14 protein-coding genes are annotated in these 15942 nt (G+C 38.4%); 13 read left to right on the top strand and 1 reads right to left on the bottom strand.

The annotated features are described in order from the left end of the window. Positions 1-27 precede the first annotated feature (27 nt). Both EO120_RS04785 and EO120_RS04790 read left to right on the top strand, forming a co-directional pair. Positions 28-210 (top strand): hypothetical protein, encoded by a 183-nt coding sequence (locus tag EO120_RS04785; RefSeq protein ID WP_127134340.1) that lies wholly within the window; start codon positions 28-30, stop codon positions 208-210. Between the two features lie 202 nt (positions 211-412). Further along, a complete protein-coding gene (locus EO120_RS04790) occupies positions 413-1591 on the top strand; it encodes a M20 metallopeptidase family protein (RefSeq protein ID WP_127134341.1) in 1179 nt (392 codons plus the stop codon). Positions 1592-1737: 146 nt separating this feature from the next. Here EO120_RS04790 and EO120_RS04795 read toward each other — a convergent pair whose 3' ends face one another. Beyond that, complete coding sequence (locus EO120_RS04795) at positions 1738-2724, bottom strand: GMP reductase (RefSeq protein ID WP_127134342.1); 987 nt, start codon at positions 2722-2724, stop codon at positions 1738-1740. A gap of 261 nt (positions 2725-2985) precedes the next feature. Here EO120_RS04795 and thiT point away from each other — a divergent pair, with 261 nt between their 5' ends. From thiT to EO120_RS04850, 11 genes are all read left to right on the top strand, one after another. Further along, entirely contained in the window at positions 2986-3516 is a 531-nt protein-coding gene (gene thiT / locus EO120_RS04800; RefSeq protein WP_127134343.1) for an energy-coupled thiamine transporter ThiT, read from the top strand. Further along, entirely contained in the window at positions 3509-4702 is a 1194-nt protein-coding gene (locus EO120_RS04805; RefSeq protein WP_127134344.1) for a molybdopterin-guanine dinucleotide biosynthesis protein MobB, read from the top strand. Before thiT ends, EO120_RS04805 begins: the two co-directional genes overlap by 8 nt. After that, positions 4683-5900, top strand: a complete 1218-nt coding sequence (locus EO120_RS04810) for a molybdopterin molybdotransferase MoeA (protein WP_127134345.1) — start codon at positions 4683-4685, stop codon at positions 5898-5900. Before EO120_RS04805 ends, EO120_RS04810 begins: the two co-directional genes overlap by 20 nt. Before the next feature lie 14 nt (positions 5901-5914). Continuing rightward, positions 5915-6949, top strand: a complete 1035-nt coding sequence (locus EO120_RS04815; protein ID WP_127134346.1) for an AraC family transcriptional regulator — start codon at positions 5915-5917, stop codon at positions 6947-6949. 415 nt (positions 6950-7364) lie between these two features. Beyond that, positions 7365-8267 (top strand): L(+)-tartrate dehydratase subunit alpha, encoded by a 903-nt coding sequence (ttdA, locus tag EO120_RS04820; RefSeq protein WP_127134396.1) that lies wholly within the window; start codon positions 7365-7367, stop codon positions 8265-8267. Then, entirely contained in the window at positions 8267-8878 is a 612-nt protein-coding gene (gene ttdB, locus EO120_RS04825) for a L(+)-tartrate dehydratase subunit beta (protein WP_127134347.1), read from the top strand. The genes ttdA and ttdB overlap by 1 nt, the downstream gene beginning before the upstream one ends. A 100-nt stretch (positions 8879-8978) precedes the next feature. Further along, entirely contained in the window at positions 8979-10247 is a 1269-nt protein-coding gene (locus EO120_RS04830) for an SLC13 family permease (protein ID WP_127134348.1), read from the top strand. A gap of 126 nt (positions 10248-10373) precedes the next feature. Next, complete coding sequence (locus EO120_RS04835) at positions 10374-11648, top strand: SLC13 family permease (protein WP_127134349.1); 1275 nt, start codon at positions 10374-10376, stop codon at positions 11646-11648. A 287-nt stretch (positions 11649-11935) separates the two neighbouring features. Next, a complete protein-coding gene (locus EO120_RS04840) occupies positions 11936-13606 on the top strand; it encodes a formate--tetrahydrofolate ligase (RefSeq protein ID WP_127134350.1) in 1671 nt (556 codons plus the stop codon). Positions 13607-13753: 147 nt separating this feature from the next. Continuing rightward, on the top strand, positions 13754-14374 hold the full coding sequence (locus EO120_RS04845; protein ID WP_127134351.1) for a cyclodeaminase/cyclohydrolase family protein: 621 nt from the start codon (positions 13754-13756) through the stop codon (positions 14372-14374). A gap of 68 nt (positions 14375-14442) precedes the next feature. Further along, positions 14443-15765: a nucleobase:cation symporter-2 family protein gene (locus tag EO120_RS04850; protein WP_127134352.1), complete on the top strand. Its 1323-nt coding sequence runs from the start codon at positions 14443-14445 to the stop codon at positions 15763-15765. Positions 15766-15942 lie beyond the last annotated feature (177 nt).

A 15942-nucleotide genomic window follows, 5' to 3' on the forward strand; every position in this document is an offset into this window, starting at 1 on the left:
TAAATAGTCTATATTGGAGGAGTAATTATGAATACAGAATCCTTACGCAATGAAGTGTTAGTGCCAGCAGTGGCTAAAACATTGGACATTGCAAGCAAAGCAAAACCAACAAAAGATGAATTGTGTACCACTGTAAAAATTACAGCTTGTGTAGCAGTAGCTACTGCTGTTGTATCCTTGGCGGTACAAGCGGTGTTGCGCAATCGATAAAACTATAGGAAAACGACAACCTTAGGGCTGTCGTTTTCTTTGTATATATATAGGTTATTCCTGTTTTTATGGGGTGTTATCTATTGTATGATATAGTGCTGAATCTGCCAGTTATAATATGATACACGATGAATCGTTGCTATGATAGTTGATAGATTTGGTGCATTGAACCGATACAATATATTTGATTAGAGAGGTTATTATGCATAGTCGTGATTTAATTGAACAATATAAGTTCTACGTCCAAGATTGGCGTAGATATTTCCATAAACATCCAGAGCTTAGTAATGAGGAGTTTGAAACAACAAAAACGTTGGCAAAAGAATTGGAAGCAATGGGCGTAGAAGTACAAGTGGATACGGACCGTGGTACTGGTCTTATCGGCATTATCCGAGGTGATAAAACGGGTAAAGCTATTGCCCTTCGTGCTGATATTGATGCATTGCCTGTACAGGAGCATAATACATTTGATTTTAAATCTGACGTAGATGGTAAAATGCACGCCTGTGGTCACGATGGACATATGGCGATTTTACTTGGGGCGGCGAAAATGCTCATGTCTATGAAAGATCGCATTGAAGGCACAGTATATCTCGCATTCCAACCGGCGGAGGAAACAGGGGCTGGTGCGCCAGATTTTATTAAATTTGGCGATTGGTATGAGAAAATTGATGCTATCTTTGGTGGTCATGTATGGATTGATTTGCCCGCAGGATTTATTTCTGTAGAAGAAGGTCCGCGTATGGCGGCTAGTAGTATATTTAATATTAAGGTAACTGGTAAGCAAGGTCATGGTGCGCAGCCGCATCAAGCTGTTGATGCAGTAGTAGTGGCCAGTGCTATTGTGCTTAACTTGCAAACTGTTGTATCCAGAAATGTGAGTGCCTTAGATTCGGTGGTTGTTACCATTGGCAATATCCATTCTGGAACAGAGTGGAATGTTATCCCAGGGGAAGCCACAATGGGAGGCACTGTACGATTTTTTGATCCTCATCAAGAAGAATACATTGTCGACTCTATACGCCGCATTGTAGAATATACAGCAGCTGCTTATGGTGCTACAGCTGAATTAAACTACGAAAAAAGGGTACCACCGACTATTAACGACCCAACATCTAGTGAATTGGCAGAACGCGTAGTTATCGATACGCTAGGTGCTGATAAACTCTCCAAAATGCGCAAAGTTATGCCTGGCGAAGACTTTGCGTGGTATTTACAAGAAAAACCAGGTTGCTTTGCCTTCATCGGCATTCAGAATCCTGATGTAGAAGCAACTTATGATCATCATAACAATCGATTCACCATGGATGATAGCGTACTGTCGGCGGCGTCAGCGGTGTATGCGGAATATGCTATTGCGTGGTTACAAGAAAATAAATAATCTAGTTTGTAGAGGAATAAAAATGTGGGTATTGTTTTGTTACAGCCCCTCATAAAAATAGAGAGTAGTTAATCTTAAAGATTAGCTACTCTCTGTTTTTATAGAAAAAGAATCCCCAAAGATACTTTTTTGTTGATATGTTCTTATTAACGGTCGCCGTTAAAGATGGAGTTTTTAACTAATACGTAATCTACTTTGCGGATAGCGCCTAATGTAGTGCCACCAGCATAAGAAATAGCAGATTGCAAATCTTGTTCCATTTCTACTAAAGTATCGAAAATAGAACCTTTAGAAGGAATGAAGATTTTTTTGCCTTCTACGTTTTTTCGTTCACCTTTCTGGAATTCAGAAGCGGAACCGAAATATTCTTTTACAGCTTTGCCGTCAACGATTTTCTCTTCCCCAGGAGATTCTTGGTGACCTGCAAAGAGAGATCCAATCATAACCATAGTAGCGCCAAAGCGAATGGATTTTGCGATGTCGCCGTGGTCGCGGATGCCACCGTCAGCAATGATAGGTTTAGTAGCGGCTTTTGCGCACCAGCGAACAGCAGCCAACTGCCAACCGCCTGTACCGAAGCCAGTTTTTAATTTAGTAATACAAACTTTACCAGGTCCAATACCTACTTTAGTAGCATCGGCACCAGCGTTTTCAAGCTCGCGTACTGCTTCAGGAGTACCAACATTACCAGCGATAACGAAGGTTGTAGGTAATTGTTTTTTGATATATTGGATCATGTTGATAACTGCGTTAGAATGACCATGTGCAATATCGATAGTGATGTAATCAGGAATGAGATTGGCTGCTGCTAATTCATCAACGAGGGTGAACTCTTCTTCTTTTACGCCGATGGAAATAGAAGAATAGAGGTTAAGGGAGTGCATACGTTTTACGAAATCTAAGCGGCGTTCTGGTTGGAAACGATGCATGATATAGAAATAGCCTTTTTCTGCTAATTTTTCTGCTAATTCTTCGTCGATGATAGTTTGCATGTTCGCAGGAACTACTGGTAATTTAAATGTGCGATTGCCTAGAGTTACTTGTGTGTCGCATTCGCTACGACTGTTTACGATGCATTTATTAGGAATCAGTTGTACGTCTTCGTAATCAAAGATGTTCGTTGTATTAATCATAGTTTCTATATCTCCTTTGAGGTATAATAAGATGAACCTGTACTATTATACTGAATTTGCTTTGAATTTTCAATACATTCCGAATATTAAATTATAGTTTATATATTATTAGTCAGGTTAATGATATGCAGACTATTTAAAGTGTATGTACAATAAGACATAGATGAGCTAGAGCACAGACATAATAAAATATATAAAATAATGCAACAGAAACAGTAGTACGCTATAATAGAAGTACTATTGATAGGAGGTAATATTGTTATGGGTCAATCAAAAACAAGAATGCTCACCGAGGCCGGTGTAGCCATTGCTATTGCACAGGTATTGTCATTTATCACTATTTTTCATATGCCTCAAGGCGGATCTATTAAGGCCGCTTCGTTGGTTCCTCTTATGCTTTTTGCTTATCGATGGGGCGGAACGAGGGGAATTTTGGCCGGCGTTGTTTATGGCATACTCCATTTTTTATTAGGTTTTAAATCATCTATTCATTACTTGAGCATTATCCTTGATTATATCCTCGCTTATGGAATTATTGGTATATGTGGTTATTTCAAGGATTCCTTATCTGGATTGATCGGTGGTTCTATCGTGGCTATTGTCTTGCGTTGGTGTGCTTCCGTTACGAGTGGTGCCTTGGTGTTTGCTAGTTATGCACCACAAGGTCAAAATCCATGGATTTATTCGATGATTTATAATGCGTCCTACATGATTCCGGATGGTATTATTAATATTGTTGTGTTAGTACTTATCTACCAAGCGGTAAAACGAGGTTTAAAACGCGGTGTCTAAATTAGGTTTAATCATATTAGCAGGTGGTCTCAGCTCTCGCATGGGTCGTCATAAGGCTTTGTTGCCTTGGACTAATGGTGAAAGCCTCATATCCCACGCTCTTCGCAATGCATTGGAACACGATATAGAAGATATTTTGATTTCTATCGGTGATGATGAAAGTCTTGGTTATGCTATTCAAAAGGATATTCTCGACACATTATCGAATGAAGAGCGCAATAAGGTTTCAATCGTTCGGGATGCTGTAAGGCGATCCGGCCCAGTAGGAGGGCTCTATAGTGCTCTTTCGGTAGGTCGCAGTTCGGCTTACGGTTTGTTAGCTGTGGATATGCCTTTTATGGATATTTCTTTATATTATCGTTGGCTCTATGATGTGGACGATTTTTGGAATGCCATCGTTCCTATGGGGGAAAGTAATCGTTTGGAACCTATGGCAGGTATTTATCAACGTCATATTGTGGAATCTTTGCAACAGGTCCTTAACGGTGAAGATGTATCATTACATCATGCGTTACATATGATTGGTTCCGTAGCAGTAGTACAAGCTACAACAGACGTTGATTATTTTCGCAATGTAAATCATTTTGATGAATATGTGTGGGCTCGGGCAGAAATGCTCAATACAGAACGATTAGTGCCAGTAGTTACTGTCGTATCGAAAGAAAGAAAAACGGGTAAAACAACCGTTGTTACAAGATTAGTAGAAGTGCTTTCACAAAAAGGGCTATCCGTAGGCGTCGTAAAAAGCGATGGACATGGTTTTTACATGGATCATGAGGGTACTGATACAGCTAAAGCTTTCGATGCAGGCGCTAATGCGGTGGCTATTGCAGGTCCTACAGAAACGGCTATTCGCTTTCGTACTGAAGGTCAGACGAATCTGTATCATTTGACACAGCAAATGCCAGTAGATATTGTTATACTAGAAACGAGAAGTCAAGGTATATGTCCTATCATTGAAGTGGTACAATCCTCTGTGATAAAGCATAGTTACACTGATGATCAACATAATCCTGTGAGTGAAGATAATAATGTTGCTATTTATGATAACAATGAAGTATGTATTAGTAACGCTGAAGATCGTGTAGCTCTTGTAGACTTGGATACCTTGGATTATACATTGCCGAAGTTAGTAGAACAGATAGAAAGAATGGTAAGAGTTAGCCATGGACGTCGTTTCCGTTGAGACCGCCCTCTTATTGTGGCGTGAAGTATTACAGTTTCATAAACAAAATATAATTCGAATACCTGTAGAAGAGGCTCAGCACTATGTCGTAGCTGAGCCTATTTATGCACCTGTAGATATACCAGCATTTAATAAATCCGCTATGGATGGTTATGCACTATCTTATGAAGAGGGACAGTGTGAATATGTTATTGATGGTATCATTGGTGCCGGTGTAGTGTGGGATAAACCTATCTCAAAAGGTCATGCTGTACGTATTATGACTGGTGCCCCTGTACCTATCGATTGTGATACAGTAGTTATGCAAGAGCAGGTACAAACTGATGGGACAATAGGGTCGACACTAGTAATATACGGCCAGGTGAAATCAGGTGGTAATATAATTTATCGCGGTGAAGAATGTCGTGCCGGTACTATTGTAGTGCCCAAAGGTATTATCATAAATACTGAGGTACAAACTGTATTAGGAGGATTAGGTTATACGGACATTCCTGTTTATGCTATGCCAAAGGTGTTGCTTCTCACATCCGGGCGTGAAATTATTGAGCCAGGTATGCCTTTGCAAGATGGACAAGTATATAATTCTAATCGTATTATGTTATCTGGTTTATTGCGCGATGCAGGGTTCTTTAATATAACACAGTATCATGTTAATGATAATCCCCGCCGATTAAGTGATGAAATACAAGTCGTTATGGATTTGGCAACAGATGCGGATATCATTATTAGCTCTGGTGGTGTATCAGTAGGTTTATTTGATACAATGCCTCTTATTTTTGAAAAGTTAGGTGCTAATTCTCTATATAAACGTATTCTTATGAGGCCGGGGGCGGCTAGTTATGGTGCTGTTACGGATAATGGTAAACTAATTTTTGGCTTATCTGGTAATCCTGGGGCTGCCTATAATGGATTTCATTTAGTAGTTAAACCGACATTGATGTATTATAAGGGCGTAACGGATTATGCACCACCTATCATATCATGTACTGTAGCGCATACTATTTGTAAACATAACCCTTTTGATCGTTATATACAAGGACGTGTATTATTTAATCACAGTACGCCTGTATTCGAAGCTAGTAAACAATTTAATAGTAGTCATATGATTGGATTAGCTGGGGTTACAGCGTTAGCAAAAATACCGCAAGGTGTACATGAGGTCAATGAGGGACATAACATAGAGGTTTTGTTACTATAAATAAGAAGAGGCTTATGGATTATTTTCACTATACCTATCAACACAATCATATAGAATTCAGTAGTCATGTATACAAAGTGAGTTCCTATCATTATAATTGGCATGATGAAGTAGAGGTGCTTGTTTTGTTAAAAGGAACGATGGAAATGAGTTGCAATGCAGAGGTATTCAAAATGAATCCTATGGATACAGTTATCATTTCACCTCAAGTTGGTCATGCTACGTTAGCACTCGAACCGGATACGATGGCTATAGTTGTTCATGTAGGGCGTCAATATTTTACCGATTTTGATAAACATTTTGATTCATATCGATTTGTGATTCATTCCACAAAGGAAAGTCGTGATGATAGGTTTTTCACTCAACTGCGTGCTCGTATAGGCGCTATGATGCTTACGCAATGTAAAGAGGAGAATCCCATTCAGAAATTAGAGATGGAACAATACTTTACAGCTTTAGCATTGTCTATGTATGAAGAAATATGGAAGAAAAAAGAAGAATCCATATTAGTAAGGTCGAAAGATAGTTCTTCTACAACTTTTGATAAAATGATTGCCTATATTGATGATAACTACCAGCACAAGATTGAATTAGAAGATATTGCTAAAATTGGTGGTTATAATGTGGGGTATGCATCTCAATTTTTTAAACGACAAATGGGTGTATCTTTTATTGAGTATTTGTTGAGATTGCGATTGCGTGAGGCTACGGTACGCCTTGTAAATTCAGATGAACCGATTTCACGCATTGCTAGTCGTGTCGGTTTTGCAGATATAAAGGCTTTTAATGTGGCATTTAAAAAGCAATTTCATACGACTCCTTCGGAATATCGTTCTGTAGCAAAAGATATAGGGCGACAAACGAAATTGCATAATTGGAAAGAAATGGTTTCAGTTAATTCGGAGGACGTAGTAGCTATATTGCAGTTTATGAGTCAGGAAATGAATGTATGTGGAGATAATGAACGCATTAAGCAGCAAGTTGATGCAGAAACTAAGCTTTTTAAGTTACAAAAAGAATTGGAAAAACTGCTATGCTCTATTACATGAGGCTTAGAATTGCATTATATAAACTGATTAACGGAAATTTTATTGTATTACATAACCCATGGAATGGTATTTAAAACTGTAAATATTTACTGAATAAAAAATTGGAATATAAAAATATTGGGAGTAGGTGATTTTGTATATTACTGAATCCTACTAATAATGCAGGGGAAAAGACTATGAAGCTTGATAGTTACATAGTCTTTTTTATTTTGGGTGAGGGGAGGTTTCTAGAATCCATAGGATATCTTAAGGGGATTTTTTAGATAAAATTACAGGTGATGTGGCTTTTATAAATAAAAAAACATCTACTTCTATGGATAGTTATATTTGTAAAATCAAGTAGAATAAAAGCATAAAGAGAAACAAAGTTCCTTACTATAGTGAAACAAATTAAAGTCCCATTAGGAGGTTTATGATGAGTACAAAAGAACAACAAGTACAAGAGATGACAAGAGTCATTGCTGCATTTATTGCTCATGTGGCGAAGAAGTTACCTGATGATGTGGAAGCGAAAATTAAAGAGCTTGCTGCAGACGAGAAAAATCCATTAGCAAAAACGATTTATGAAACTATGAAGACAAACCAAGATTTGGCCTTTGAATTAAATCGTCCTTCTTGCCAAGATACAGGGGTATTACAATTCTGGGTTAAGGTAGGTTCTAACTATCCATTACTTGGTGAATTAGAAGAAATCCTACGCAATGCTACCTACAAAGCAACACAAGATGCGCCATTACGTCACAATTGTGTAGAAACATTTGATGAGTTTAATACTGGGAAAAATATCGGTCGTACAGCACCGTATATTACATGGGATATCGTACCAAATCGAGATGATGTAGAGATTTTTCCTTATATGGCTGGCGGCGGGTGCTCCTTGCCTGGTTCTGGTAAGACATTGATGCCTGGTGAAGGCTATGAAGGGGTTGCTAAATTTGTATTAGACCTTATAACTAGCTACGGTTTAAACGCATGCCCTCCACTTTTAGTGGGCGTTGGTATTGCTACTTCTATTGATACCGCAGCGATGATGTCTAAAAAAGCATTAATGCGTCCTGTATCTTCTAAAGCGGATAATGAAAAAGCGGCATATATGGAACAATTATTAGAAGATGGTATTAATGCGTTGCACATCGGACCACAAGGTATGGGTGGTGACAAATCGGTTATGGGCGTTAATATTGAACATGGTTCTAGACATCCATCTGTAATTTCTGTTGCTGTTAACGTTGGTTGTTGGAACCATCGTCGGGGCCACATGGTATTTGATAAAGATGGTAAGTACGAAATTCTTTCTCACAAAGGAGTGACATTCTAATGGCTAAACATATTTTGACTACACCTATCAAACGTTCTGATCTTGATGGTATTAAAGCAGGGGACATCATTTATTTGAATGGCCATATTACAACATGTCGTGATGTTGCTCATCGTCGTTTAGTAGAATATGGTCGTGAATTGCCTGTAGATGTACGTGAAGGTGCTATTCTTCACGCTGGCCCAATCGTACGCGATCATGGCGATGATAAATTTGAAATGATTTCCGTAGGTCCTACTACATCTATGCGTATGGAAAAATTCGAATACGAATTTGTTAAACAAACGGGCGTGCGTCTCATCGTTGGTAAAGGTGGTATGGGCCCTGAAACAGCTCGTGCATGCAAGGAATTTGGTGCTCTTCACTGCGTATTTCCAGCAGGTAATGCTGTACTTGCTGCTACAGAAGTAGAGGAAATTGAGTCTGCTAATTGGCGTGAACTCGGTATGCCGGAAACATTATGGACTTGTCGTGTGAAAGAATTCGGCCCACTCATCGTATCTATCGATGCTAATGGAGATAACTACTTTGAAAATAAAAAAGTAGAATACAACGCTAAAAAAGAAGAAGTGTTGGAAGAAATATATAAGCACGTAAGTTTCATTAAATAATATTTAATTACATAGGAGGATTATACACGGATTGTACAATCCTCCTTTTTTGTACTCACTTTCAAATTGTTATGCATATATATTGCACAGGGAGGTACCTATGGATACTAGTGTAATGATTACCTTAGGATTTTTAGTGTTTGCCATTATTATGTTTGCATGGGAAAAGATTCCTTTGTCTGTAACGGCTATGATTGTAGCTGTAGGTTTACACCTTAGCGGTGTACTGTCTGCCAAAGCAGCCTTTGCAGGCTTTGTAGATGCTAATGTATTGTTATTTATGGGCATGTTCATAATTGGTGCTGCCTTCTTTGAAACTGGCGTGGCTGTAGAGGTAGGCAATGTAGTTCACAGATTCGCAAAAACAGAAACGACTTTGCTTATTGCTGTTATGATGATTACGGGTATTATGTCTGGATTTTTATCGAATACTGGTACCGCAGCGGTACTGATTCCGGTTATTATTGGTATTTGTAAACGTAGTGGATTTAAACAAACAAAATTATTGATGCCTCTTGTGTTTGCAGCAGCTATGGGTGGTAATCTCAGTTTAATTGGTGCACCTGGGAATATGATTGCACAAGCGGGATTGCAACAAGCAGGGTTAGGCTCGTTTAACTTTTTTGATTATGGATTGGTAGGAGTACCAATACTTTTAATTGGTACTATTTTCTATGCCGTTATCGGTAAACGTTTCTTACCAGATGCACCAAGTCATGAAGCGGATGCTAGTTATAATGATAATGATGATTATGGTCACGTACCTAGTTGGAAAAAATGGACTGCTGCATTGGTGTTGATTTTAACTATTGTAGCTATGATTTTTGAAAAGCAATTAGGTGTTAAGCTCTATGTCAGTGCATGGATTGGTGCCTTGGTGTTAGTTGCCACTGGTGTTATCAGTGAAACAGCAGCTGTTAAATCTATTGATATGAAAACTATTTTATTGTTCGCTGGCTCTATGGCTCTTGGTGATGCGATGGTAAGCACTGGGACGGGAGCAGTGATTGCTGATTTAATTGTAAATAGTTTAGGGGCAAGTCCATCTCCGTTAGTTGTTCTCGTAGTATTATTTATACTCGGTGTATTTATGACGAATTTTATGTCTAATACAGCGACTTGTGCATTACTTGTGCCTATCGGCTTATCCTTAGCTAATCAATTGGGGTTCGATCCTAAGGCAGTATTAGTAGCCATTGTTATTGCTAGCTCTTTAGCGTATGCTACACCAATTGGTATGCCTGCGAATACAATGGTATATAATATTGCAGGATATAGTTTTATGGACTATGTGAAAGCAGGATTGCCACTCATTATCGTGTCTAGTATTGTGGCCCTCGTATTGCTGCCAATTTTATTTCCCTTTTAATTTATAGAACTAGCTAATTTTGAAATCCCATCTAGTATTGTCGTTTTTTGCTAAAATAGCCATTTACATATGAGGCGTGTGTCATATATACTATGTAGGTATGACTACTATGAAAGGAAAGTTCTCATGGATTACAGTATTATGGTCACATTGGGATTTCTCGTATTTGCTATCGTAATGTTTGCAATGGAGAAGCTCCCTTTGTCTGTTACAGCGATGATTACTGCTGTAGGTTTACACCTTGCCGGTGTATTGACCGCAAAAGAAGCTTTTGCAGGCTTTGTTGATTCTAATGTTATTTTATTTATGGCCATGTTTATCATTGGTGCAGCCTTCTTTGAAACAGGTGTTGCCGTTACTGTTGGTAATGTAGTAAATAAATTTGCTAAAAATGAAACCATTCTTATCGTTGCTATTATGATGCTTACTGGTATTATGTCTGGTTTCTTGTCCAATACTGGTACTGCCGCTGTTATGATTCCTGTTGTTATGGGGATTTGTAAAAAAGGCGGCTTTAATGCTACCAAATTTTTGATGCCAATCGTATTTGCTGCTGCTATGGGTGGTAATATTTCCATGATTGGCTCTCCAGGTAACATGATTGCGAACTCTAACTTGCAACAAGCAGGTTTAGGCTCTTTTGGTTTTTTCGACTATGGTTGGGTTGGGTTGCCAATGCTCATCGTAGGTACTATTTTTTACGCTTTAATTGGTAAACGTTTCTTGCCAGAAACACCAAGCCGTACACCAGATGCTAACTACAGTGAAAATGACGATTATAGTCACATTCCTACATGGAAGAAATGGACTGCTGGTGTGGTTCTAGTGTTAACTATTTTAGCGATGATTTTTGAAAAGCAAATAGGTGTTTCTCTTGCTGTGAGCTCTTGGATAGGTGCTTTAGTACTTGTGGCGACAGGCGTTATCAGTGAAACTGCAGCTGTTAAATCTATCGATATGAAAACCATCTTGCTCTTTGCTGGTTCTTTAGCTTTGGGCACAGCGATGGTGAAATCTGGTACAGGGGCTTTCATTGCGGATCTTATTGTTCAAGGTTTAGGTGATACACCAAATCCATTTGTATTGCTTTTTGTATTGTTCTGGTTGTCTGTATTTATGACAAATTTCATGTCCAATACAGCAGATGTTGCATTGTTGGCACCAATTGGATTAACATTGGCGTCTACTCTTGGGTATGATCCTCGTGCTATTCTTGTGGCTATCGTTATTTCTAGTTCTCTTGCATATGCAACTCCAATAGGTATGCCAGCAAATACAATGATTTATAATGTAGCAGGTTATAGCTTCAAAGATTTCGTAAAAGCAGGGTTACCGTTGATTATCGTATCTGCTATCGTGTCTTTGGTATTATTGCCAATTTTATTTCCCTTTAACCCATAATTTTATATAGGTATGTCATACTAAACCGCCACGATTGTGGCGGTTTTCTTTTATATAGGCTGTGAAAGCTTGTGTTGCAATCGTTAATAAATGATAGACTGGAATATTATGTTTTTACTAAGTCTGTGGAGATGTGACTCTGATTAGTGCTTTCATAAGAAGAATCAATATATTAATAAGTACATAAAATGTTAGACAGAATCGCTGCTTTCACATATAATAGAACAGTAATAGATGTACAAATATACATTTACAGTAGACATAAATGAGTACATATAGGAGGTATTATGCTAAGCGATATTGAAATTGCTCAACAAAATGAGATGGAAAAGATTCAAATTATTGCTGATAAATGTGGTCTCACAGCTGATGATATTGAACAATATGGACACTATAAGGCGAAAATTTCTTTCGATGCTATTAAACGCTTAGAACAGAAAGATAATGGTAAGCTTGTCCTTGTTACGGCTATAACGCCAACACCGGCAGGAGAGGGGAAATCCACTACGACTATTGGCCTCGTACAAGCGCTACATAAAATTGGACAAAATGCCATTGCTGCTTTGCGTGAGCCGTCCTTAGGACCTGTATTTGGTATAAAAGGCGGTGCTGCTGGCGGTGGATATGCACAGGTGGTACCAATGGATGATATTAATCTTCATTTTACTGGTGATATGCATGCCATTACAGCAGCTAATAACTTATTATCTGCTATGATTGACAATCATATCCATCAGGGTAATGAATTAGCTATCGATTTGCGCCAAATTTCGTGGACTCGTGTTCTTGATATGAATGATCGAGCTTTACGGAATGTTACTGTTGGCATGGGGGGCAAAGTGTGCGGGTTCCCTCGGGAAGATCATTTTATGATTACTGTGGCGTCTGAAATTATGGCTATTTTATGCTTGGCAAAAGATTTAGACGATTTAAAAGCTCGTTTTGGCCGCATTGTTATCGGTCCTAATTTGCAAGGCGAACCTGTGTATGTACATCAGCTTGGTTGTGAAGGTGCTATGGCATTATTGATGAAAGATGCCATAAAACCAAATCTTGTACAAACATTAGAACATACACCAGCTATCGTTCATGGTGGCCCATTTGCCAATATTGCCCATGGTTGTAACTCTGTAGTAGCTACTAAACTCGGTTTAAAATTAGGGGATATCGTTGTTACTGAAGCTGGTTTTGGCGCCGATTTAGGAGCGGAAAAATTCCTCGATATTAAATGTCGATATGGTGATATTTTCCCTAATGCTATCGTTATTGTCGCCACATTGAGAGCCCTTAAAATGCATGGTGGCGTAGCTAAACAAGATTTGAATGTAGAAAATGTAGCGGCTGTTACTAAAGGTTTCAGTAATTTGCAAAAAGCAATTGAAAATATGCGCTATTTTAATGTGCCTGTTATGGTAGCAATCAATAAATTTGCCACTGATACAGATGCAGAAATTGCAGAACTAACTCGTTTATGCGCTGACTACGGTGTGCCTGTAGAACTCAATGAATGTTGGGAAAAAGGCGGTGACGGTGGTATAGATATGGCAAAACGTGTGGTAGAACTTGTATCTACTAGCAATCCTACATCTAAATTTGTTTATGATGTGACTGACAGTATTGAAGAAAAAGTAGGTAAAATTGTCCGCACTATTTATGGTGGTAATGGGGTTATCTTTACAGATAAGGCGAAGAAGCAAATTAAACAATTACAAGATTGGGGGCTTGCTGATTTACCTGTGTGTATGGCAAAAACACAATACTCTTTGTCGGATAATCCAAGTTTGTTAGGTGCACCAACAGGTTTTGATATTACTGTCTCCGATATTCGTGTGGCTAATGGAGCAGGATTCCTCGTATGCCGTACTGGGGATGTTATGGTTATGCCAGGTCTACCTAAACGTCCTGCAGCACTTAATATGGATATTAAGGCAGATGGTACAATTACGGGATTGTTTTAAACATTATTGATGATAGAATTAGTGCATTTGAAATAAGGTGGGTAATCACCTTATTTCTTTTTTATATAGTGATTTTATATGGTATAGATAGTATATCTATAGGTATTAATAGACTATAGATATACATTTGAATAGGAGAGAAGGACGATGAATTTATTAGAATGCAGTGTAAAAGACTTTGTAGCTGCTACAGCATCAAAAGAACCAACACCAGGCGGTGGGGCTATTGCGGCATTGACTGCGGCGACTGGTGTAGCATTGGCCGAAATGGTAGCTAATTTAACCTTTGATAAAAAAGGTTATGAAGATGTGCAAAGCGACATGAAGGTCTTACAAGAGCAGGCTGCAACTATTAGAGAAGAGGCATTAGCATTGGTACAAGCTGATGCGAATGTATTTAATACATTTATGGATGCTCTTGGATTGCCAAAAAATACAGATGCGGAAAAAGCTAAACGTACAGAAGCATTACAACAAGCCTATAAAGATGCTGCTAATGTGCCTTTGAAAATTGGTAAAATTAGCTATGGTATATTTGATTTAGCCTATGAAGCCGTTACAAAAGGAAATAAGAACCTCATTACAGATGGCGCTATTGCTGCTATTAATGCACGGGCGGCTGTTAAATCTGCATTTCTCAACGTTCGGATTAATTTGGCTGGGATTAAAGATGCGAATTTTGTTGAAGAAATCAATAGTTATATGAATGATGTGGAATCTCAATTAGATAAACGAGAAGAAGAAATTCTTAAATTTTGCAAATTCTAATTGTTAAAATCCGAACAATACGATAAAATAAATAAGTAATGTTTGTGGATTTTATATAGGAGTACATCATGACAGAACAAAAGAATACTGTTGACAGTATGTTGCCTGTGCCGAAGCTGTTTGCCTATGGCTTACAACACGTATTGGCTATGTATGCAGGGGCCGTAGCTGTGCCGATTATTATTGCACAAGCTATGAATTTACCTGTAGAGGATTTAATTCGTTTAATTACGGCAGATTTATTCACTTGTGGTATTGCTACATTGATCCAAAGTCTTGGATTTGGTAATATCGGTGGACGTATTCCGATGATTCAAGGTGTAACTTTTGCCGCTGTAGGTCCGATGGCGATGATTGGTGCGCAACACGGTATGACCGCTATTTATGGTGCTATTATTGTTGCTGGTCTTTTTACATTCCTCGTAGCGCCATTCTTCAGTCGTTTGATTCGTTTATTTCCTCCTGTTGTAACAGGGACAATCATTACGATTATCGGCATTAATTTGATGCCCGTGGCGGTAAAATGGATGGGTGGCGGTGTAGGTAATCCTAACTTTGGTAGCTTTACTAATATTGGGCTTGGCTTTATTACCTTTCTTATCGTAGTATTTACTCATCGTTTTGCGAAAGGCTTTGTAGGAAACCTATCGGTCCTCATTGGTTTGATTGCTGGTACTGTTATTGCTATGGCAATGGGGGTTACTAATTTTAATGAAGTCGGAAAAGCTCATTGGATTTCTGTTATTGAACCATTCTATTTTGGGTTGCCAACCTTTGATTGGGCTTCCGTATTATCTATGATTGTAGTTATGCTTGTAGTTATGGTTGAAACTACTGGTGATAGTATTGCTATTGGTGAAATCGTAGATAAAAAAATCGGTCGTAAAGAATTGGCATCTATCATTCGTGCCGATGGTTTATCTACTGTGATTGGCGGTATCTTGAACAGCTTTCCATATACTGCATTTGCTCAAAACGTAGGTCTTATTGCAGTAACACAAGTAAAGAGCCGTTTTGTTGTAGCTGCATCTGGAGTCATTTTAATCTTATTAGGTTTATTTCCTAAACTAGCTGCTATCGTAGCATGTATTCCTAATGCCGTACTTGGCGGTGCTGGTATTGCTATGTTTGGCATGATTATTGCTAGCGGTATTCGATCTTTAGGTAAAGTATCATTTGATAACAACCATAACTTGATGCTCGTTGCTATCAGTATTGGTGTTTCTATGATTCCATTGGCAGCACCTAATTTTTATGATCAATTCCCTACATGGGCACAAATCTTGTTAAAATCAGGTATTACTTTTGGCAGTGTGATGGCGATATTCCTTAATCTCTTATTTAATGGTCTTAGTCAAGGCGATGAATTTGAAAGTATAGGTCGCCGCTAGTTTTAAAACTATATATACCATTAACTGGTGCTTTCACAAGAAGGGGCTGTTTTATTACAGCCCCTGTTATAGTTCCATGGACTTTCGTTGACAAAATGATGGTATTCTTATATAATTGACTAGAAAATTTGAAGACGAAAGATAAGGTGTCATCGTATTGTGGCACTTTTTCTTATT

Source organism: Veillonella caviae, from assembly GCF_003992125.1.
In the GTDB taxonomy this organism is placed as follows: Bacteria; Bacillota; Negativicutes; order Veillonellales; family Veillonellaceae; genus Veillonella; species Veillonella caviae.